Source organism: Geothrix sp., assembly GCF_049292215.1.
Classification (GTDB): domain Bacteria; phylum Acidobacteriota; class Holophagae; order Holophagales; family Holophagaceae; genus Geothrix.
The window spans coordinates 1-17,896 of the sequence record NZ_JBATQW010000009.1 but is presented as its reverse complement, the minus strand read 5'-3'; the positions used below and the strand labels follow the sequence as shown (position 1 = coordinate 17,896).

Sequence of the window (17,896 nt, the reverse complement as noted above, 5' to 3'; positions counted from 1 at the left end):
TCACTCCTCCGGCGGCGTGCGGGTGATGAACTCGGACGCCACGGACAGCTTCATCTGGGCCAGGCGCAGCGCCTCGCGCGCGATTTCCTCGGTCACGCCCTCCATCTCGAAGAGGATGCGACCGGGGCGGATCACCGCCACCCAGCCGTCCGGAGCCCCCTTGCCGGAGCCCATGCGGGTTTCCGCGGGCTTCGAGGTGGTGGGACGATCGGGGAAAATGCGGATCCAGATCTTGCCGCCGCGCTTGATGTGGCGGGTCATGGCGATACGGGCGGCTTCGATCTCACGGTTGGTGAGCCAGCAGTGTTCCATCGCCTTGAGGCCGAAATCGCCGAAGGCGAGATCGTTGCCACGGGTGGCGACACCGCGGGTGCGGCCCTTCTGAACTTTGCGGTTTTTGACCTTCTTGGGCATCAGCATGGATTCACCTCAGCGCTTCACGGTCTCGGCGACCAGGTCACCCAGGTTCACCCAGACCTTAATGCCGATGATCCCGTAGGTCGTGTGGGCTTCGGCAAAACCGTAGTCAACGCCCGCGCGGATGGTCTGCAGGGGCATCTGGCCGGAGAGGTAGTCCTCGGTCCGGGCGATCTCCGCGCCGTTCAGGCGGCCGGAAACCTTGATCTTGAAGCCCTTGGCGCCGAAGCGGATCGCGGCCTCCTCCGCCTTGCGCATGGCGCGGCGGAAGGCGATGCGGCGCTCGAGCTGCTGGGCGACGCCCTCGGCCACGAGCTGGGCATCAACCTCAGGCTTCTTGATCTCCTGGATGTCGACGGACACGGGACGGTTCAGGCGCTTCTGGAGGTCTTCGCGGAGCTTGTCGATCTCGGCGCCCTTGCGGCCGATCACGATGCCTGGCCGGGCAGTGTAGATGCGCACGGTCACCTTGTCGGCGGCGCGCTCGATGTCGATCTTCGAGATCATCGCGTTCAGGCTGTGCAGCTGCTTCTTCAGTTCGCGGCGGAGCTTGATGTCCTCATGAAGCAGGAGGGCGTAGTCCCGCTTGGAGAACCACTTGCTGTGCCAGTTCTTCTGGTAGATGAGACGGAACCCGTACGGGTGGACCTTCTGACCCATGACTACTCCTCCCCGGCCGCGGACGCGAGCTGGATGGTGATATGGCAGGTGCGCTTCTGAACCCGATAGGCACGACCCATGGGCGCAGGGCGGACGCGCTTCATGCGGAAGCCTTCGTCCACGAACGCGGTCTGCACCAGAAGCTGGTCCGGATTGACAGAGGGATTCTTGTCGATGGCGTTGGCCACGGCAGAATCGAGCAGCTTGCGGATGGGGGCGGCGGCGTACTTCTTGGCCTGCTGAAGCACCCACTGGGCCTCGCCGACATGCTTGCCGCGGATGAGGTCCACCACGAGGCGGGCCTTCTGGGCCGAGCCGCGCAGGTGGCGAACGGTGGCGGTGGAAACGATATCAGCCATCGCTATTTCCCCTTCGCCTTGGTGTCGGCCTTGCCAGCGTGACCCTTGAACGTGCGGGTCAGGGCGAACTCGCCCAGCTTGTGGCCGACCATGTTTTCGGTGACATACACAGGAATGAACTTGTTGCCGTTGTGCACGGCGAGGGTCAGTCCGATCATCTGCGGAACGACCGTCGACCGACGTGACCAGGTCTTGATCACGCGCTTGTCGTTGGACGCCGAGGCGACTTCCACCTTCTTTTGGAGGTGGGCGTCAATGAACGGACCTTTTTTCAGGGATCGTGCCATTGTCGTGTCTCCTAGTTGATCCGCTTGACGATGAACTTGTCCGTGCGACGGTTGCCACGGGTCTTGTATCCGCGAGTCGGCTGGCCCCAGGGCGTCACGGGGTGACGACCACCGGACGTGCGACCCTCGCCGCCACCATGCGGGTGGTCGACCGGGTTCATGACCACGCCGCGGACGGTCGGGCGGATGCCCTTCCAGCGGGTGCGACCAGCCTTGCCGATCTGGATGTTCTCGTGCTGAAGGTTGCCGACGGTGCCGATGGTCGCGTAGCACTCGAGGTGGATCTTGCGAATCTCACCCGAGGGCATGCGGAGCTGGGCGTAATCGTCTTCCTTGGCCACGAGTTGGGCGAACGTACCAGCGGCACGGGCGATCTGGCCACCCTTGCCGGGCTTCATCTCGATGTTGTGGACGGTGTTGCCGACCGGGATGTTCCGGAGGGGGAGGGCGTTGCCCACCAGGATGTCGGCGTTCTTGCCGGCCACCACGGTGCGGCCCACTTCCAGACCGTCCGGAGCCAGGATGTAACGCTTCTCGCCGTCGGCGTAGACCAGCAGGGCGATACGGGCGGTGCGGTTGGGGTCGTACTCGATGGTCGCGACCTTGGCGGGGACTTCCAGCTTGTTGCGCTTGAAGTCGATGATGCGGTACTGGCGCTTGTGGCCACCGCCGATGTGGCGGGTGGTGATCCGGCCGGTGTTGGAGCGGCCTCCAGTTCGGTTTCTCTTGGCCATCAGGGAACGCTCAGGCGTATCCGTGGTGATTTCCTCGAAACCGGACTTGGACATGCCGCGCTGACCGGGGGTCGTGGGCTTGAGCTGCTTGATGCTCATGGTTGTCCTCTTGCCTCAGGGTTGAAAGGGGCGGGCGATAGTGGGCAAAGCTTTTCCGTCCGCCGGAGAGAGTCGGATTCGCCTTACTCGGACGCGGGTGCGCCCTCGGCGAGTTCGACATAGGCCTTCTTGCGGGGATTGGAGGTCCCGACAAAGCGGCCCAGGCGCTTGGTCCGGCTGGGGATCCGCACGGTGCGGATGGCCTTCACCTTGGACTGGAGCAGGAGCTCCACAGCTTCCTTGATCTGGTGCTTGGTGGCCCAGGTGGCCACCTCGAACACCTGGATGTTCTTTTCGCGCAGGATCTGGCCCTTCTCGGTGAGCAGGGGCTTGCGGATCACGTCAAAGATCTTGGTCATGGCTTCACCACCTCTTGGAGGGCCAGGACGGCTTCCTTGGAGAAGATCACCTGGTCGTACTTGAGGAGCTCGTAGACGTTGACGCCCAGGCTCTCGACGGTCTGCAGCTGCGGGTTGTTGCCGGCGGCCAGCGTGAGCTTCTCACTGGCCTCGGTGCCGACCAGGAGGGCGGAACCGGTGACGCCGAGCTTGCCGAGGGTCTGGATCAGGGACTTGGTCTTGTGGGACGCGACATCCCAGTTCTCGACCACCAGGATCTGGCCGCTGGCCAGCTTGGCGGAGAGCGCGTTGCGGAGGGCGGCGCGGCGGGCCTTCTTGGGGAAGGCGTAGTCGTAGGAGCGGGGGTGCGGACCATGAGTGGTGCCGCCGCCCTTCCACAGCGGGCTGCGGATGGAGCCCACGCGGGCGCGGCCGGTGCCCTTCTGCTTCCAGAGCTTCTTGCCGGAGCCGCTGACTTCCCACTTGTCCTTGGTCTTGGCGGTGCCGGAGCGCCGCTTGGCCAGGAAGTGGCGGACCGCTTCCCAGATCAGGTGCTGGTTCAGGTCTTCGAGCTTGAACACTTCGGGCAGCAGATCAACGGTGCCCGCGGGCTTGTTCTCGAGGTTGACGACGGGGTGCTGGAACGCTGCCATCCTAGGCCTCCTGCTTGATGACGATGTACCCACCCTTGGGGCCGGGGACGGCACCCTTGATGAGCAGCAGGTTGTTCTCGACATCCACCTTCGCGATTTCCAGGTTGCGCACGGTCACCTGGGCATCGCCCATGTGGCCGGGCATGCGCACGCCGGGGAACACGCGGCTCGGGTAGCTGGACTGGCCGATGGAGCCGGGCGCGCGGTGGAACATGGAGCCATGGGTCGCGCGGCCGCCGGCGAAGTGGTGCCGCTTGATGACGCCTGCGAACCCCTTGCCCTTGCTGATGCCGGTGACGTTGACCTTGGTCTTCGCCTCGAAGGCGCTGGCCAGGACGCTGTCGCCTGCCTTGGACTCGTCCGTCGCGTCGACTTTGATCTCGCGGAGCACGCGGACCGGAGCGACACCCTGCTTCTCGCAGTGGCCCTTCTCGGCCTTGGAGGCACGCTTGCCGCCGTTGGGATCCACGAAGCCGATCTGGATGGCCTCGTAGCCGTCCTTGGCGGAGGTCTTGCGCAGCACGACCACGCAGGGACCGGCCTGGATGACCGTCACGGGGACGATCTGGCCCTGCTCATTGAAGATCTGGGTCATTCCCAGCTTCTTTCCGATGATTCCTTTGGACATGTTTTCTCCCCCTCTACCGGTTGCCCTGACGGCTGAAGACCTTGATCTCCACGTCGACGCCAGCGGGCAGGTCCAGGCGCATGAGGGTGTCCACGGTGTTCTGGGTCGGGTTCAGGATGTCAAGGAGCCGCTTGTGCGTGCGGATCTCGAACTGGTCCCGGCTCTTCTTGTCCACGTGGGGGGAACGGTTGACGGTGTACTTGTTCGTCCGGGTGGGGAGGGGGATGGGTCCCGCCACCGAGGCGCCCGTGCGCTTGGCGGTGTCCACGATCTCACGGGTGCTCTGGTCGAGCAGACGGTGGTCGAAGGCACGCAAACGGATGCGGATGTTGTCTTTCATGCTCACTCCATTGGGACGGTGACCGTCCATAGACGTGGGGCGCTGACCGCCCATGTAAATCCGTCCCAACGACAGGGACAGGGCTGATCAGCATAACAAAAGCCGCTGGAAAATCAACGGCTATTTGAGAGAACGCACGACCCCCCGGAGGGAGAAGCGGTGGATCAAGAGGCCCGGCAACCTTGCGGTTCGAAGGATGGCCTCACCCCGAGAGGGGCTGGAACAGCGGGTAAAATGGTGAATCGAAATCTGTAATTACTTGGCGCCCTTGATTTTGGCAACAATTTCTTCAGCCACGTTTCGGGGAGCTTCTTCGTAGTGCGAGAACTGCATGGTGTAGTTGCCGCGGCCCTGGGTCATGCCGCGGAGGGTGGTCGAATAGGCGAACATCTCGGCCAGGGGCACCTTGGCGGTGACCACCTTGACGCCGGCCCGGTCTTCCATGTTCTCGATGCGGCCACGGCGGCTGTTCAGGTTGCCGATGACATCGCCCATGTAGTCCTCGGGGACCACGACCTCGACAGCCATGATCGGTTCGAGGATTACGGGGGAAGCCTTCTCGCAGCCGTTCTTGAAGCCCATGGAGCCCGCGATCTTGAACGCCATCTCGTTGGAGTCCACATCGTGGTAGCTGCCGTCGTAGATGGTGATCTTGATGTCGACGCAGGGGTAGCCCGCGAGGACGCCGGACTGCATGGCCTCCTGGATGCCCTGGTCGATGGGCTTGATGTATTCCTTGGGAATGACACCGCCCTTGATGTCGTTGATGAACTCGTAGCCCTTGCCGGCCTCGTTGGGCTCGACATACATCCGAACGTGGCCGTACTGGCCGCGGCCGCCGGACTGACGGACGAACTTGCCTTCGGCGTCCACGCGCTTCCGGATCGTCTCGCGGTAGGCCACCATGGGCTTGCCCACGTTGGCTTCCACCTTGAACTCGCGCATCATGCGGTCGACGATGATCTCGAGGTGAAGCTCGCCCATGCCGGCGATGATGGTCTGGTTGGTCTCGGGGTCCGACTTCACCTTGAAGGTGGGGTCCTCCTGCGCCAGGCGACTCAGGGCCACGCCCATCTTCTCCTGGTCGGCCTTCGTCTTGGGCTCGATGGCCACCTGGATCACGGGATCCGGGAAGTCCATGCTCTCGAGGATCACGGGGTGGTTCTCGTCGCAGATGGTCTGGCCGGTGAGGACTTCCTTCAGGCCCACGGCAGCGGCGATGTCGCCGGTCCGGACTTCCTCGATGTCCTCGCGCTTGTTGGCGTGCATCTGCAGCAGGCGGCCGATGCGCTCACGGCGGCCCTTTGCGGCGTTGTAGACGCCGGAACCCGCGGAGAGGACGCCGGAATAGACGCGGATGAAGGCCAGCGAACCCACGAAGGGGTCGGCCATGATCTTGAAGATGAGGGCCGAGAAGGGCTCCTTGTCCTCTGCCTTGCGCTCGACCTCGTTGCCATCGGAGTCGACGCCCTTGATGGCGGCAATGTCCAGGGGCGAAGGCATGTAGCTCACGACCGCGTCGAGCATGGGCTGCACGCCCTTGTTCTTGAAGGCGGAGCCGCACATCATCGGCGTGAAGGTGAGGTTGATGCAGCCGGTGCGGATGCCCGTGCGGATCTCGTCCTCGGTCAGCTCTTCGCCGCCGAGATACTTGTCCATGAGCGCATCGTTGGTCTCGGCGACCATCTCGATCATCTTCTCGCGCCATTCCTTGGCGGTCTCCACGAGATCCGCGGGAATCTCACCGTAGATGACCTTGAAGCCCTTGTCGCCCTCGTCGAAGGTCAGGCCCTTCATCATGACGAGATCGACGATGCCCTTGAAATCCTCTTCGGCGCCGATGGGGATCTGGATGGGCATGGGACGCGCCTTCAGGCGGGTCTTCATCATCTCGACCACGCGGAAGAAGTCGGCCCCGGGGCGGTCCATCTTGTTCACGAAGGCCATGCGGGGAACGCCGTACTTGTCGGCCTGGCGCCACACGGTCTCGGACTGGGGCTCGACGCCGCCCACCGCGCAGAACACGGCGCAGGCGCCGTCCAGCACGCGCAGGGAGCGCTCGACCTCGGCCGTGAAGTCCACGTGGCCAGGGGTGTCGATGATGTTGATGCGGTGCTCGATGCCCTTCAGCTGGCCCGTCTGGGCGGTCCAGGCGGCGGTGATGGCGGCGGAGGTGATGGTGATGCCCCGCTCCTGCTCCTGCACCATCCAGTCGGTCGTCGCAGCGCCTTCATGCACCTCGCCGATCTTGTGGATCTTGCCGGTGTAGAAGAGGATGCGTTCCGTCGTGGTGGTCTTGCCGGCATCGATGTGCGCCATGATGCCGATGTTCCGGTAGCGCTCGAGGGGGGTCTGACGGGCCACAGCGGCCTCCTGAAAGGGTCAAAACGGAAACAGATCCGGGTGTGCTTCAAAGACCTTCGCGGAAGGAGCCGCCCAGGAGGCGGCTCCTTCCGGTCAGATGGGCTGCTACCAGCGGAAGTGAGCGAAGGCCTTGTTGGCCTCGGCCATCTTGTGGACGTCGTCCTTCTTCTTGATGGCGGCGCCACGGAAGTTCATGGCGTCCAGGATCTCGCCGGCCAGCTTGTCGCGCATGGTGCGCTCGCCGCGGGAGGCGGAGTAGGTCTTCAGCCAGCGCATGGCCAGGGACTGGCGGCGGTTCTGGGGAACCTCCACGGGCACCTGGTAGGTGGCGCCGCCCACGCGGCGGGACTTCACTTCCACCGAGGGCTTGATGTTGTTGAGGGCCTTCTGGAAGGCCTCCAACGCCTCTTCCCCGGACTTCTTGGCGACGATCTCGAGTGCTCCGTAAAGGATGCGCTCGGCGGTGGCCTTCTTGCCGCGCTCCATGAGGATGTTCACGAACTTGGAGACGGTGAGGCTGTTGTAGACGGGATCCGGGAGGATCTCACGCTTGGCGGGTGCATTGCGACGAGCCATGGTCTACCTCCCTACTTCTTCTTGGCCGGCGCAGCGCCAGCCTTGGGGCGCTTGGCGCCATACTTGGAACGGGACTGGTTGCGACCGGCGACGCCGGTGGCGTCGAGAGTGCCGCGCACCACGTGGTAGCGCACGCCCGGCAGGTCCTTCACGCGACCGCCGCGGATGAGCACGATGCTGTGCTCCTGCAGGTTGTGGCCTACGCCCGGGATGTAGGTCGTGCACTCGATGCCGTTGGTGAGGCGCACGCGGGCCACCTTGCGAAGCGCGGAGTTCGGCTTCTTGGGGGTGGTGGTGAACACGCGGGTGCACACGCCGCGCTTCTGCGGGCAGGCGTCGAGCGCGGGGCTCTTGGTCTTGTTGATGAACGTCTTCCGCCCAAAGCGGATCAGCTGATTGATGGTAGGCACACCATCCTCCTAGGAAGGCACCGGTGGATCCGGGCCTGGGCCCGAGAGGTTCGCCGGGCACGCCGGGGAACGTCGGACGGATGAAATCCTGCGCCGACCCACAGGGCCGGAACCATCTAGGCTATCGGAAAGCCCCCGAAAGTCAACGCATCAAGTGTGAATTGAGGCGGACATCACCCGGCCAGGGGACAGCCGCAACCCCCGGCCGCACAGCCGTGGGCAGGCTTGGTGGCCTCGGTCTTGGCCGGAGGGGCCGCTGGTTCCGAGGCCGCGCCCTTGTACCAGCCGGCCCCCGCGAGCGCGAAGGCGGCCACGGACAGCTGGCGCTTCATCCCATCCTGGGCACCGCAACTGGAGCAGCCATGCGAGGTCGGAGCCGAGAGGCTCTCCAGCTTCTCTTCGGGCTGGTCACAAGCTTCGCAACGGTATTCATAGAGGGGCATGGCAGACTTCTCCCGGGAATCGTCCCCGAACCGATGATTTTATCCAGGTACTTTGATGCCGTCACTGCCCCGTTTCTTCCAGACCCCCGAAGCCTTCCTTGAGGCAGTGCCCCGGCCGGTGACCCTCTGTTTCACCAACGGCTGCTTCGACCTCATCCACCCGGGCCACGTGCAGTACCTCGCCGATGCCCGGGCCCTGGGCGATTTCCTGGTGGTGGGCCTCAACAGCGACGCTTCCGTGGCCCGGCTGAAGGGATCTTCCCGGCCCCTCCAGGACGAGGCGGCCCGCGCCGCCATACTACTGGGGCTGCGCAGCGTGGATGCCGTGGTGCGCTTCGAGGAGGACACCCCCCTCGAGCTCATCCGGGCCCTGCGTCCCGACGTGCTGGTGAAGGGCGGCGACTACACCCCGGAGACCGTGGTGGGCCGGGACCTCGTGGAGGGCCTGGGCGGAAAGCTGGTGCTCATCCCCTTCCTGCCAGGCCACAGCACGTCGCGGATCGAACAGCGCATCCGCAGCGGGCGCGGTGTGACCCTCGAATAGACAGAACGGGCCGCAGAAGCGGCCCGTTCTGAGTGGGTGCGGACGATTAGAGCAGGGGGGACAGCAGCTGCCAGTACTTCGGCAGGGGCCAGAGGTCGGCGTCGCAGGCATCCTCGAGGGCATCGAGCACTTCCCGGAGGGCGTGCTTGGACTGGTTGACTTCGTTGCCGAAGGCCTCGGTGCGGGCGTGCAGATCCTCGAGCGCCTCGGCCTTGGCCAGGGCGGCCTTCATGGCGGCGAGCCGGGCCTGGGCCTCGCCCGCCAGGGTGGCCTGGGTCTGCAGGGCGGCTTTCAGGGTCTCGGGAACCTCGATGCCGGCGGCGGCCAGCTTGCCCAGGCTGTCGGCCCGGGCGCCCAGGTCGGCGGTCACGGAAGGCAGGATCTGGGTCTCGGCCATCTGGCGCAGGACCTGGGTCTCGATGGCGATGACCTTCTGGTACTCCTCGTGCCGGATGTGCAGCCGGGACTCCTGCTCACCCTCAGAGAGGATGCCAGGTCCGGCGAGCACGGCCTTGACCGCAGGCTGCTCCCAGATATGGAGGGCCGCCACGGTGTCCTTGGCATGGGGCAGGCCGCGGCGCTCGGCCTCGGCCTTCCACTCTTCGGAGTAGCCATTGCCCTCGAAGCGGATGGCCTTGGTCTCGATGATGGCCTGGCGCACCACGGAGAGGACTGCGGCCTTGTGCTCCTTGCCGGCCTTGAGCTCGGCTTCCAGCTTGGCGTTCAGGCCGTCCAGGGCCTCGGCCACTGCGGCGTTGATCACCGTCAGGGGCAGGGCGATGGGCTGGCTGGATCCCACGGCGCGGAACTCGAACTTGTTGCCAGTGAAGGCAAAGGGGCTGGTCCGGTTGCGGTCCGTGGCGTCCTTCTCGATGCGCGGCAGGTTGCCGATGCCGAGATCGATGATCTTCTGGCTGGAGGCGTCGGCGGCATCGCCCTTTTCGATGGCATCCAGGATGTGGTTCAGCTGGGCGCCGAGGAAGGCGGACATGATGGCCGGGGGCGCCTCGTTGGCGCCTAGGCGGTGGTCGTTCCCCGCGAAGGCGATGGAGGCCCGCAGCAGGCCGCCATGGGTGTGGATGGCTTTCAGGGTGGCGCTGAGGAAGTAGAGGAACTGCAAGTTCTCTTCAGGCGTGTTGCCAGGCTCCAGCAGGTTCTGCCCTTCGTCCGTGGCGATGCTCCAGTTCACGTGCTTGCCGCTGCCGTTGACGCCGGCGAAGGGCTTCTCGTGCAGGAGGATGGCGAGGCTGTGACGCTCGCCCACGGACTTGAGGATCTCCATGAGCAGCTGGTTGTGGTCACTGGCCAGGTTGGCCGCCTCATAGATGGGGGCGATCTCGAACTGGTTGGGGGCCACCTCGTTGTGGCGGGTCTTGGCGGGGATGCCGAGCTTGAAGCATTCCAATTCCACGTCCTGCATGAAGCCCAGGACGCGCTCCTTGATGCTGCCGAAGTAGTGGTCCTCCATCTCCTGGCCCTTGGGAGGCCGAGCGCCCTGGAGGGTCCGGTTCGCGAACATCAGGTCGGGGCGCTGCTGGGCCAGGTCAATATCGACCGCGAAGTACTCCTGCTCGGGGCCGCACTGGGCGACCACGGATTCCGCGTTCACGCCGAAGTGGCTGAGGGCCTTCTTGGCCGCCACGGAGACCACGCCCATGGAGCGGAGGAGGGGCACCTTGTGGTCCAGCGCCTCGCCGTGATACCCCACGAAGGCTGTCGGGATGCAGAGGGTCTTGCCCAGGGGGCCTTCCATGATGAAGGCCGGGCTGGCAGGGTCCCAGGCAGTGTAGCCGCGGGCCTCGAAGGTGGCGCGCAGACCGCCGCTGGGGAAGGAACTGGCGTCGGGCTCGCCCTGGATGAGCTGACTGCCGCTGAACCGCTCGATCACGACCCCGGGTTCGTCCCAGGTGATGAAGGCGTCATGCTTCTCGGCGGTGGCGCCGGTCATGGGCAGGAACCAGTGGGTGAAGTGGGTACACCCCTGCTCCAGGGCCCACTCCTTCATGGCGAGCGCCACGCTCTTGGCCACTTCGGGCGACAGTGCCTCGCCGCGCTTCAGCGCCTGGCGGTAGGCCTTGTACACATCCTTCTGCAGCCGTTCGCGCATGGTGCGCTCGCTGAACGTATTGCAGCCGAAGTACTGGCTGATCTTGATCTGATCCAGCCGTGAGATGCTGGAAGTGTCTGGCGCCTGCGCCTTGGCCATGTGTGCCCCCCTGGAATGGTGATTAGGCATGAATCCAAATAGACGGGGTCCGATGTCCGCCCAACCGGGGCGGCCATCGGATTCCCATATCCACCTGGACCCTGCGATCCGCCCCCAGGATAACGGAAACCTTCCTGTGGCAACAAGGTGTGATGCATGTGAACGGGCACTGGCTCTTCTCGAAAACCTCCAAAGACACCAGCAGGGCCTCCCGCGAAACCCGGCGCTGGCCTGGGAGCGGGCGATCTTCGCCGAAGCGTTCGACCATCCGGAACCCGGGCTCCGAATTCGTCGGTTTCTGGACAAGGACCTAGAATGAGTGCCATGGACCTGACCGCCCCCTACGTCCCCGACCTCGAGAGCATCCCCGCCGGCATCGACCTAGTGGCAGAGATCCGGCGCCTCAAGGCCGAGCGCAAGGCGGTGCTCCTGGCCCACTACTACCAGGAGCCCGAGATCCAGGACCTGGCTGATTTCGTAGGCGACAGCCTCCAGCTGAGCCAACAGGCCGCCAAGGCCGACGCCGACGTCATCGCCTTCTGCGGCGTCCACTTCATGGCCGAGACCGCCAAGATCCTCAACCCCACGAAGACCGTGGTGATTCCGGACATGGACGCGGGCTGCAGCCTGGCGGACCGTTGCCCGGCTGATTACTTCGCCGAGTGGCTGAAGCAGTACCCGGATCACGACGTGGTGAGCTACATCAACTGCTCCGCCGGCGTGAAGGCCCTCAGCACCGTCATCTGCACCAGCAGCAACGCCGTGCGGGTGGTGGAGAGCCTCCCCAGGGACCGCAAGCTCGTCTTCGCGCCGGACCGTCACCTGGGCAAGTGGGTCATGAAGCAGACGGGCCGGGACATGGTGCTGTTCCCGGGCTTCTGCATCGTCCACGAGCAGTTCACGGCCAAGCGCCTGGCGGCCCTCAAGGCCCTGCATCCCGAGGCCAAGCTCATCGCCCATCCAGAGTGCGACGCCACCGTGAGCCAGCTGGCGGACTTCGTGGGCTCCACGGCCGCCCTGCTCAACTTCGTGGCCAAGGACAACGCCCAGGCCTTCATCGTGGCCACGGAGGCGGGCATCCTCCACCAGATGCACCAGCGGCGGCCCGAGGCCACGCTGATCCCCGCCCCGGCCGACAGCGGCTGCAACTGCAGCCTGTGCCCCTACATGAAGCTGAACAGCCTGGAGAAGCTCTACCTCTGCCTCCGGGACCTCAAACCCGAGATCCTCCTGGACGAGCCCCTGCGGCGCCGCGCCCTCCAGCCCCTGGAGCGGATGCTGGCCCTGGGCTGATCGCTTGGCGACGCCCGCAGTCCAGGCGGTAACCTGAGGGGAACCTTCGCCCCGGGCCGCCATGTATCGCCATCGAACCTCCCGCTACCGCGCCCTGCATCCCGGCATGGGTCCCTCCCGCTGGCAGCGGCTCCAGCAGCGCAGCGGCATCGTGCTGCTGATCCTCGCGGGCCTCGCCACGGCCGCGATGCTGATCATGGCCCCCCGTCTCGACCGCCTGGATCAGCTGGACAAGGGGCGGAACACCTTCATGGAGTCCCACTGGGTGGACTTTGAGCTGGTCGAGCGGCACTGGAAGACCCTGCCCATCCTCCAGGCCGTCCGGACCGGCGATGAGGCCGACGTCCGGCGATTCCTGGCCGATCAGCCGCTCACCGTGGCGCTGCTGGACCGCTTTGATGGCCGCCGCCTCTGGATCCGCCAAGGCGACCGGCTGGTCGAGCCCTGGGATCCCGCCCTGACCCAGCGGTATCTGGGATGGTTCTCCCATGCAGAGATGGCCCAGCGCTTCGAATGGAACCCCCCCAAGGGACAGGACCCCGACTTTGGAAAGATCGCCACGGTGGTCCTCCTCTCGGACCGCTGGCTGGTGATCAAGCGATGGCGACCGGGATCGCCAGAGGTCGAGCTTGCGCTGGGCAAGGCCCTGGCTCCCAACCGGGCGCTCCGGATGGGCCTCGTGCAAGAGGCGGACCTGGAACGGTTCGATTTGAAGCTGGAGCCCTGGGGCGCCGAACCCAACCTCCAGGTGGATGCGGAGCGGCTCTCGACCCTCCCGCTGGGCAGCGCCACCAAGACCAATGCCTTCGGGGATGGGTGGATGCTCGCCGGCGTGGGCTTCGACCAGCAACAGGCAACCTTCCGGAAGCACTTGCGGCGGCGCTACTGGCTGACCTCCGGCGTGTCGGTCCTGGTCGGCACGGCCATCCTCCTGGGCCTCTGGCTCCGGCACCGCAGTCGGCGCAAGGCGGTCCTCGACGCGGACCGGCTCGCCTCCATGACCCACAGCCTCAAGACGCCCCTGGCCATCCTCAAATTCCGCTGCGACTCCCTCCGGCTTGGCCGGCTCAGCGCGGATCGCGCGGACGAGGAGCTCCTGAAGATCGGGGAGGAGGTGGATCACCTGACTACCATCATCGAAAGCGGTCTCCGCGTGATCCGGGGTGGGGGACCCTCCAGTCCCCGCGATCAGGCGACCCGGGATTGGTTCGTCGAAGTTGCCGACGACCTCAGGCCCGCCTTCGAACTGGAGGAACGGCAGCTGGACCTGAGCCTGACCGAAGAGACCGGCCATGCCCCCCTGCCCTCCCTGCGGGCGGCCCTGCTCACCCTCCTGGAAAACGCCCTCGGCCACGGCCGGGGCCGCGTCAGCCTTCAGACCTGGCGCAACCGCCGGCGTTTCTGCATCCAGGTCAGTGACGAAGGCGAGGGGCTCGAGCCCCACCAGCTGAAGGCCCTCGGCAAGCCCTTCCAGCGGCTGCGCGAGCAAGGCAAGGAGGGGTTTCAGCGGGAGGGCCAGGGCCTCGGCCTGAGCCTGCTCATCCAGGTGGCCGAGCAGGAAGGCTGGGGCCTCACCTTCTCCTCAGCCCCGGGGGAAGGGTTTGTCGCCCTGCTCGAGGTCCCTGCTTCGTGATGGTCGGCCGGATCTGCCCCTCGATGTGGATATTTCCGTGATCAAATCATGAGGCTTAGGAAATAATTTCATTTGAACTTGTCATTCCCAACGAAGGTCGCCATGGTGAACCACCCGGTCCTTGAGCGAGATTCCGTGACCCACATCCTCGTGGTGGAGGATGAACCCTCCCTCTGCCAGCTCCTCGTGAACAACTTGAGCTTCGAAGGCTATTCCGTGGAGGCGGCAGGAGACGGTGTGCCTGCCCTGGCGGCCCATGCCGCCCACCGGGCGGACCTGATCGTTCTGGACCTGATGTTGCCCCAGATGGACGGGTTCGAAGTGCTCCGGACCCTCCGGGAGGGCAAGGACGAGGTGCCCGTCCTGATGCTGACGGCCCGGGGCGAGGAGACGGATCGCGTGCAGGGGCTGAGCCTCGGCGCGGACGACTACCTGGTGAAGCCCTTCTCGGTCCTTGAGTTGATGGCCCGGGTGAAGGCCATCCTGCGCCGCACCCGCCCTGTGGATCGTCCGCCCCTGCTGCGCTCCGGGCCGTTCCGGTTCGACCTGCCTCGACTCGAAACCCGACGCGATGGCCGCCTCCTGGACCTGACCCCGCGCGAGTTCCGCCTGCTGGAGATCCTCATCACCCACCCGGGCCGCACTCACAGCCGGAAGGAGCTGCTGCAGCTGGCCTGGGAGCAGGATGCCCGGCCCAGTGCCCGCACCGTGGACGTCCACATCGCCAACCTGCGCCGGAAGCTGGGCGAGGAGCAGGGCTCGCCCTGGATCACCACCGTGGGCGGGGAAGGCTACCGCTGGATCACCCAGGTGGAATCCGAGTCCGCCTAGCGGAGCCATTGGCCTCGAATGCGTGATCCAGGCCAGAATGGGGCATGACGCCCTGGAACCCCCACAGCTGGCAGCGCTACCCGGCCCAACAGCAGCCGGCCTATGATGATCCCTCTGAGCTGGAGGGGATCCTGGCCCGCCTGCGCCGGATGCCACCGCTCGTGGTGCCCGAAGAGGTGGACCGGCTCCGCGGCCTTCTGGCGGAAGCGGCCGCCGGGCGTCGTTTCCTGCTCCAGGGCGGGGACTGTGCCGAGCAGTTCAAGGACTGCACGCCGGAGTCCATCGAAGGCAAGCTGCGGGTGCTGCTCCAGATGTCCGTGGCCCTCACCCACGGGGGGCGCAAGCCCGTCGTCCGGGTGGGCCGCATTGCTGGTCAGTTCGCCAAACCACGCAGCAAGCCAACCGAGCTGGTCCAGGGCCGGGAACTGCCCAGCTACCGGGGCGACCTCATCAACGGTTTGGACGCGGACGCCGCCGCCCGCCGGCCCGATCCCGGGCGCATGCTCGAGGCCTACTTCCATGCCTCCGCCACCCTGAACCACCTCCGGGCCCTCACCGCCGGGGGCTTTGCCGACCTCCACCACCCCGAGCGCTGGGAGCTGCCCGGCGGCACGGGGGAGGTCCCCGCCTACCGTCGCACCCTCGACCAGGTGCGCGAGTCGCTGGACTTCCTCGAGGCCCTCGGCGGCGTCCAGCGGGACGTGCTCGAGCGTATCGACTTCTTCACCAGCCACGAGGCCCTGCTGCTGCCCTACGAGGAAGCCCTCACCCGCTGGATCCAGGAAGACGGCAGCTACTACAACCTGGGGGCGCACACGCTTTGGGTGGGGGAACGCACCCGCCAGCTGGACGGCGCCCACCTCGAGTACCTCCGGGGCATCCGCAACCCCATCGGCGTGAAGGTGGGCCCCAGCGCCACCCCGGAGCACCTGGTGGCACTGCTGGCCCAGCTCGATCCGGATCGGGAACCCGGCCGCATCACGCTCATCTCCCGTTTCGGCGCCACCAGGATCCAGACTGCCCTGCCCCCGTTGCTGAAGGCCGTGCAAACCACGGACCACCCCGTGCTCTGGAGCTGCGACCCCATGCACGGCAACGGCACCGAGAGCGCCACGGGGCTCAAAACCCGGGAGTTCAGCGCCATCCTCTCCGAGCTGCGCCAGGCCTTCGAGCTCCACCGCGCCCACGGTTCCCACCTGGGCGGCGTCCACATCGAGCTCACCGGCGAGGCCGTCACCGAGTGCACCGGCGGCACCGAGGGCCTCGCGGAAGCGGACCTCGCCAAGGCCTATGAAACCGGCTGCGATCCCCGGCTCAACGGCACCCAGAGCCTCGAGATGGCCTTCCTTATTGCGGAGATGATGCGGGGCTGAGGCAGCTCCACCCGAACCCGGCGGGGACTACTGCACGGTGGGATGGACGCCCTCGGGCCCCAACCGCAGCACCAGCTGGTCGAACCCGGCGCTGAGGCGCACTTCCGTCCCTCCAACGAGTTCGGAAAAGGGCTTCAACCTCGGCGGCGGAAGCAGCATCACTTCGCCCGCCCGCAAGAGAGGAAGCTCGAGACCTTCCCAGGCCTTCAAGGGGGCCGTGCGGCGGGCGGCGCCCACCTTCAGCTCCAGTTGTCCCGCGGGCCACTCATCCGTCAACCAGGCGCCCAGCACGGCGCTTCCAGCCTCTTCCAGGGCGAGGCAGTATCCGGCCATGCCGCCTCCGGCCAGACCCAGGGCGGCCAGGCCGGGCTGCGGGGGCGCCGTCAGCTCCGCTCCGGGTCCCCGGACGGCCAGGCGATCCAGCCAGCTTCCATCCAGGCGCCGCAGCGCCGTCGGCCGGGGCAGGCAGGGCAGCAGCTCCACGGCTTCCGGCGACGGAGCCAGAGTGGCCGGCAGAGTAGCCCGCCGATCCCATTTCTCCGCATAGGCCCAGGTCTGGCGGGCCCGGGCCAGGGCCCGGGGACCGCCTTCCAGCAGGCGGCGGAGGCTGGCAGGCACCAGTGCCTCGGCCAGACGCTCGGGTTCCCCTTCGCCCAGCTTCCGCAGGCGCATCACTTCGATGCGGTTGAGGTCCGCCAGCCGGCCTGAGGCGAGGCGCGCGACCAGGGCTCGGCGCTCGCCAGGTCCCTCGCTCCATACGGCGGTTCCCAGCAACATCGGCATCAGGCCTGGGCCTCGAGCCACTCCCGCGTGGCATCCACGAGGGGCCTGGGCCGGTTGGTGGTGAAGTCGAGCATGACCTGGATGGTCTTGCCTTCGGCGAAGAGTTCGCCGCCGAGCCCCCGGGTGATCCGGTAGCTCAGCTCGAAGGAGCTGTTGCCCACCTTGGTGCAGTGCAGCTCCACCCGCACGTCGTCGCCCAGGAGGATCGGCATCCGGTAGTCCACTTCGGCGCGGGCGATGAGGAAGCCCTCCTCCTGGAACTTCCGTGCCCCCAGGAAGCTCCGCCACCACTGGAACCGGGCCTGCTCCATGTAGCTCACCACCACGGCATTGTTCACGTGACCCATGGCGTCCAGATCGCTGAACCGCACCTCGATGGGATGGGAAAAGGCCATGGCGACTCCTCGGTTCCAACATACCCGCATCCCGTGGCATCCTGCGCCCATGGCTGCGCCCCTCCTCCTCGCCTACGACCCCGCCTGCACCCTCTGCTGCCGCATGGCCCTGTGGCTGGCCCGCCGGGACCGCCGTGGCCTGCTCCTCATCCTCCCGGTGCGCGACCCCGAGCTGCTGATCCTCGGGCCTGAACTCGGCGGCAAGCCGGTGGAAACGGAGATCCACGGCCTGGACCTGGTCACCCGGGAGGTCTGGGCCGGGGCGGATCTGCTGCGGCCCATCGCCCGCCGCCTGCCGGGCTGGCAATGGGCGGGCCCAGTCCTGGCCATCCCAGGCCTTCCGAGGCTGCTGAACCGCATCTACCTCCGCTGGGCCGTCTGGCGCTTCCGGCGCACGGGCCGCCAACCCTTCGCGTAGCCTGGAGGCATGGCCTCCGAAACCCCATCCTCCTGGCAGCCCCACCGCAGCTGGGCCGATCCTCTCATCGCGCTGCTGGCGCTGCTGGCGCTGCTGGCCGCCGGCTTCACCC

Annotated in this window: 22 protein-coding genes; 6 read left to right on the top strand and 16 right to left on the bottom strand. The window is 66.3% G+C overall.

The features are described from left to right. The 13 genes from rplP to WAS25_RS01025 all read right to left on the bottom strand — a co-directional run bounded on the left by rplP (position 1) and on the right by WAS25_RS01025 (position 8,308). On the bottom strand, positions 1–420 hold the full coding sequence (rplP, locus tag WAS25_RS01085) for a 50S ribosomal protein L16 (protein WP_422309461.1): 420 nt from the start codon (positions 418–420) through the stop codon (positions 1–3). Positions 421–429: 9 nt separating this feature from the next. After that, positions 430–1,077: a 30S ribosomal protein S3 gene (gene rpsC / locus WAS25_RS01080; RefSeq protein WP_422309459.1), complete on the bottom strand. Its 648-nt coding sequence runs from the start codon at positions 1,075–1,077 to the stop codon at positions 430–432. Positions 1,078–1,079: 2 nt separating this feature from the next. Then, positions 1,080–1,436, bottom strand: a complete 357-nt coding sequence (gene rplV / locus WAS25_RS01075) for a 50S ribosomal protein L22 (RefSeq protein ID WP_422309457.1) — start codon at positions 1,434–1,436, stop codon at positions 1,080–1,082. Positions 1,437–1,438: 2 nt separating this feature from the next. Further along, complete coding sequence (rpsS, locus tag WAS25_RS01070; protein WP_422309455.1) at positions 1,439–1,723, bottom strand: 30S ribosomal protein S19; 285 nt, start codon at positions 1,721–1,723, stop codon at positions 1,439–1,441. Positions 1,724–1,734: 11 nt separating this feature from the next. After that, a complete protein-coding gene (gene rplB / locus WAS25_RS01065) occupies positions 1,735–2,556 on the bottom strand; it encodes a 50S ribosomal protein L2 (RefSeq protein ID WP_422309453.1) in 822 nt (273 codons plus the stop codon). A gap of 83 nt (positions 2,557–2,639) precedes the next feature. Then, positions 2,640–2,915, bottom strand: coding sequence for a 50S ribosomal protein L23 (locus WAS25_RS01060; protein ID WP_291204213.1), 276 nt, complete (start codon positions 2,913–2,915; stop codon positions 2,640–2,642). Continuing rightward, the gene (rplD, locus tag WAS25_RS01055) at positions 2,912–3,547 is read right to left on the bottom strand and encodes a 50S ribosomal protein L4 (protein WP_422309451.1); all 636 of its coding nucleotides are present in this window, start codon (positions 3,545–3,547) and stop codon (positions 2,912–2,914) included. The genes WAS25_RS01060 and rplD overlap by 4 nt, the downstream gene beginning before the upstream one ends. 1 nt (position 3,548) lies before the next feature. Further along, on the bottom strand, positions 3,549–4,175 hold the full coding sequence (rplC, locus tag WAS25_RS01050) for a 50S ribosomal protein L3 (protein ID WP_422309449.1): 627 nt from the start codon (positions 4,173–4,175) through the stop codon (positions 3,549–3,551). 13 nt (positions 4,176–4,188) lie between these two features. Continuing rightward, positions 4,189–4,515 carry a 30S ribosomal protein S10 gene (gene rpsJ / locus WAS25_RS01045; protein ID WP_257313441.1) on the bottom strand — a complete coding sequence of 109 codons (327 nt, stop codon included), beginning with the start codon at positions 4,513–4,515 and terminating at the stop codon, positions 4,189–4,191. A 255-nt stretch (positions 4,516–4,770) separates the two neighbouring features. Beyond that, a complete protein-coding gene (gene fusA, locus WAS25_RS01040) occupies positions 4,771–6,879 on the bottom strand; it encodes an elongation factor G (RefSeq protein WP_422309446.1) in 2,109 nt (702 codons plus the stop codon). Positions 6,880–6,984: 105 nt separating this feature from the next. Further along, complete coding sequence (gene rpsG, locus WAS25_RS01035; protein ID WP_285610103.1) at positions 6,985–7,455, bottom strand: 30S ribosomal protein S7; 471 nt, start codon at positions 7,453–7,455, stop codon at positions 6,985–6,987. An 11-nt stretch (positions 7,456–7,466) separates the two neighbouring features. Beyond that, on the bottom strand, positions 7,467–7,865 hold the full coding sequence (rpsL, locus tag WAS25_RS01030) for a 30S ribosomal protein S12 (RefSeq protein ID WP_291204196.1): 399 nt from the start codon (positions 7,863–7,865) through the stop codon (positions 7,467–7,469). 173 nt (positions 7,866–8,038) lie between these two features. After that, positions 8,039–8,308, bottom strand: coding sequence for an FmdB family zinc ribbon protein (locus tag WAS25_RS01025; protein ID WP_422309440.1), 270 nt, complete (start codon positions 8,306–8,308; stop codon positions 8,039–8,041). A 55-nt stretch (positions 8,309–8,363) separates the two neighbouring features. Here WAS25_RS01025 and rfaE2 point away from each other — a divergent pair, with 55 nt between their 5' ends. Continuing rightward, on the top strand, positions 8,364–8,852 hold the full coding sequence (gene rfaE2, locus WAS25_RS01020) for a D-glycero-beta-D-manno-heptose 1-phosphate adenylyltransferase (protein ID WP_422309438.1): 489 nt from the start codon (positions 8,364–8,366) through the stop codon (positions 8,850–8,852). Between the two features lie 46 nt (positions 8,853–8,898). Here the strand turns inward: rfaE2 and WAS25_RS01015 are convergent, their stop codons facing one another. Continuing rightward, positions 8,899–11,058, bottom strand: a complete 2,160-nt coding sequence (locus tag WAS25_RS01015; RefSeq protein ID WP_422309436.1) for a glutamine synthetase III — start codon at positions 11,056–11,058, stop codon at positions 8,899–8,901. Positions 11,059–11,382: 324 nt separating this feature from the next. On the opposite strand from WAS25_RS01015, the gene nadA reads away from it, so the two are divergent. The 4 genes from nadA (at position 11,383) to WAS25_RS00995 (ending at position 16,188) form a co-directional block, all read left to right on the top strand. Further along, the gene (gene nadA / locus WAS25_RS01010) at positions 11,383–12,351 is read left to right on the top strand and encodes a quinolinate synthase NadA (RefSeq protein WP_422309434.1); all 969 of its coding nucleotides are present in this window, start codon (positions 11,383–11,385) and stop codon (positions 12,349–12,351) included. 61 nt (positions 12,352–12,412) lie between these two features. After that, a complete protein-coding gene (locus tag WAS25_RS01005; RefSeq protein ID WP_422309432.1) occupies positions 12,413–13,984 on the top strand; it encodes a sensor histidine kinase in 1,572 nt (523 codons plus the stop codon). 102 nt (positions 13,985–14,086) lie between these two features. After that, positions 14,087–14,815 (top strand): response regulator transcription factor, encoded by a 729-nt coding sequence (locus WAS25_RS01000; RefSeq protein ID WP_422309430.1) that lies wholly within the window; start codon positions 14,087–14,089, stop codon positions 14,813–14,815. Between the two features lie 44 nt (positions 14,816–14,859). Beyond that, on the top strand, positions 14,860–16,188 hold the full coding sequence (locus WAS25_RS00995; RefSeq protein ID WP_422309428.1) for a class II 3-deoxy-7-phosphoheptulonate synthase: 1,329 nt from the start codon (positions 14,860–14,862) through the stop codon (positions 16,186–16,188). A gap of 27 nt (positions 16,189–16,215) precedes the next feature. Here the strand turns inward: WAS25_RS00995 and WAS25_RS00990 are convergent, their stop codons facing one another. Both WAS25_RS00990 and WAS25_RS00985 read right to left on the bottom strand, forming a co-directional pair. Then, a complete protein-coding gene (locus WAS25_RS00990) occupies positions 16,216–16,971 on the bottom strand; it encodes a hypothetical protein (RefSeq protein ID WP_422309427.1) in 756 nt (251 codons plus the stop codon). Continuing rightward, a complete protein-coding gene (locus tag WAS25_RS00985; protein WP_422309425.1) occupies positions 16,971–17,366 on the bottom strand; it encodes an acyl-CoA thioesterase in 396 nt (131 codons plus the stop codon). Before WAS25_RS00985 ends, WAS25_RS00990 begins: the two co-directional genes overlap by 1 nt. Between WAS25_RS00985 and WAS25_RS00980 the strand changes: the two genes are divergently transcribed. After that, positions 17,365–17,784, top strand: a complete 420-nt coding sequence (locus WAS25_RS00980; RefSeq protein ID WP_422309423.1) for a thiol-disulfide oxidoreductase DCC family protein — start codon at positions 17,365–17,367, stop codon at positions 17,782–17,784. The genes WAS25_RS00985 and WAS25_RS00980 overlap by 2 nt on opposite strands. The last annotated feature ends 112 nt before the right edge of the window (positions 17,785–17,896 follow it).

Excerpts from the sequence above, each read along its gene's own strand:
- WAS25_RS00985 (WP_422309425.1), bottom strand. The coding sequence starts at position 17,366 with ATGGCCTTTTCCCATCCCATCGAGGTGCGGTTCAGCGATCTGGACGCC.
- nadA (WP_422309434.1), top strand. The coding sequence starts at position 11,383 with ATGGACCTGACCGCCCCCTACGTCCCCGACCTCGAGAGCATCCCCGCC.
- rplP (WP_422309461.1), bottom strand. The coding sequence starts at position 420 with ATGCTGATGCCCAAGAAGGTCAAAAACCGCAAAGTTCAGAAGGGCCGC.
- rpsG (WP_285610103.1), bottom strand. The coding sequence starts at position 7,455 with ATGGCTCGTCGCAATGCACCCGCCAAGCGTGAGATCCTCCCGGATCCC.
- rpsC (WP_422309459.1), bottom strand. The coding sequence starts at position 1,077 with ATGGGTCAGAAGGTCCACCCGTACGGGTTCCGTCTCATCTACCAGAAG.
- rplV (WP_422309457.1), bottom strand. The coding sequence starts at position 1,436 with ATGGCTGATATCGTTTCCACCGCCACCGTTCGCCACCTGCGCGGCTCG.
- rpsJ (WP_257313441.1), bottom strand. The coding sequence starts at position 4,515 with ATGAAAGACAACATCCGCATCCGTTTGCGTGCCTTCGACCACCGTCTG.
- WAS25_RS00995 (WP_422309428.1), top strand. The coding sequence starts at position 14,860 with ATGACGCCCTGGAACCCCCACAGCTGGCAGCGCTACCCGGCCCAACAG.
- WAS25_RS01060 (WP_291204213.1), bottom strand. The coding sequence starts at position 2,915 with ATGACCAAGATCTTTGACGTGATCCGCAAGCCCCTGCTCACCGAGAAG.
- WAS25_RS00980 (WP_422309423.1), top strand. The coding sequence starts at position 17,365 with ATGGCGACTCCTCGGTTCCAACATACCCGCATCCCGTGGCATCCTGCG.
- rplD (WP_422309451.1), bottom strand. The coding sequence starts at position 3,547 with ATGGCAGCGTTCCAGCACCCCGTCGTCAACCTCGAGAACAAGCCCGCG.
- rpsS (WP_422309455.1), bottom strand. The coding sequence starts at position 1,723 with ATGGCACGATCCCTGAAAAAAGGTCCGTTCATTGACGCCCACCTCCAA.
- rfaE2 (WP_422309438.1), top strand. The coding sequence starts at position 8,364 with ATGCCGTCACTGCCCCGTTTCTTCCAGACCCCCGAAGCCTTCCTTGAG.
- WAS25_RS00990 (WP_422309427.1), bottom strand. The coding sequence starts at position 16,971 with ATGCCGATGTTGCTGGGAACCGCCGTATGGAGCGAGGGACCTGGCGAG.
- WAS25_RS01000 (WP_422309430.1), top strand. The coding sequence starts at position 14,087 with ATGGTGAACCACCCGGTCCTTGAGCGAGATTCCGTGACCCACATCCTC.
- WAS25_RS01025 (WP_422309440.1), bottom strand. The coding sequence starts at position 8,308 with ATGCCCCTCTATGAATACCGTTGCGAAGCTTGTGACCAGCCCGAAGAG.
- WAS25_RS01005 (WP_422309432.1), top strand. The coding sequence starts at position 12,413 with ATGTATCGCCATCGAACCTCCCGCTACCGCGCCCTGCATCCCGGCATG.
- rplC (WP_422309449.1), bottom strand. The coding sequence starts at position 4,175 with ATGTCCAAAGGAATCATCGGAAAGAAGCTGGGAATGACCCAGATCTTC.
- WAS25_RS01015 (WP_422309436.1), bottom strand. The coding sequence starts at position 11,058 with ATGGCCAAGGCGCAGGCGCCAGACACTTCCAGCATCTCACGGCTGGAT.
- rplB (WP_422309453.1), bottom strand. The coding sequence starts at position 2,556 with ATGAGCATCAAGCAGCTCAAGCCCACGACCCCCGGTCAGCGCGGCATG.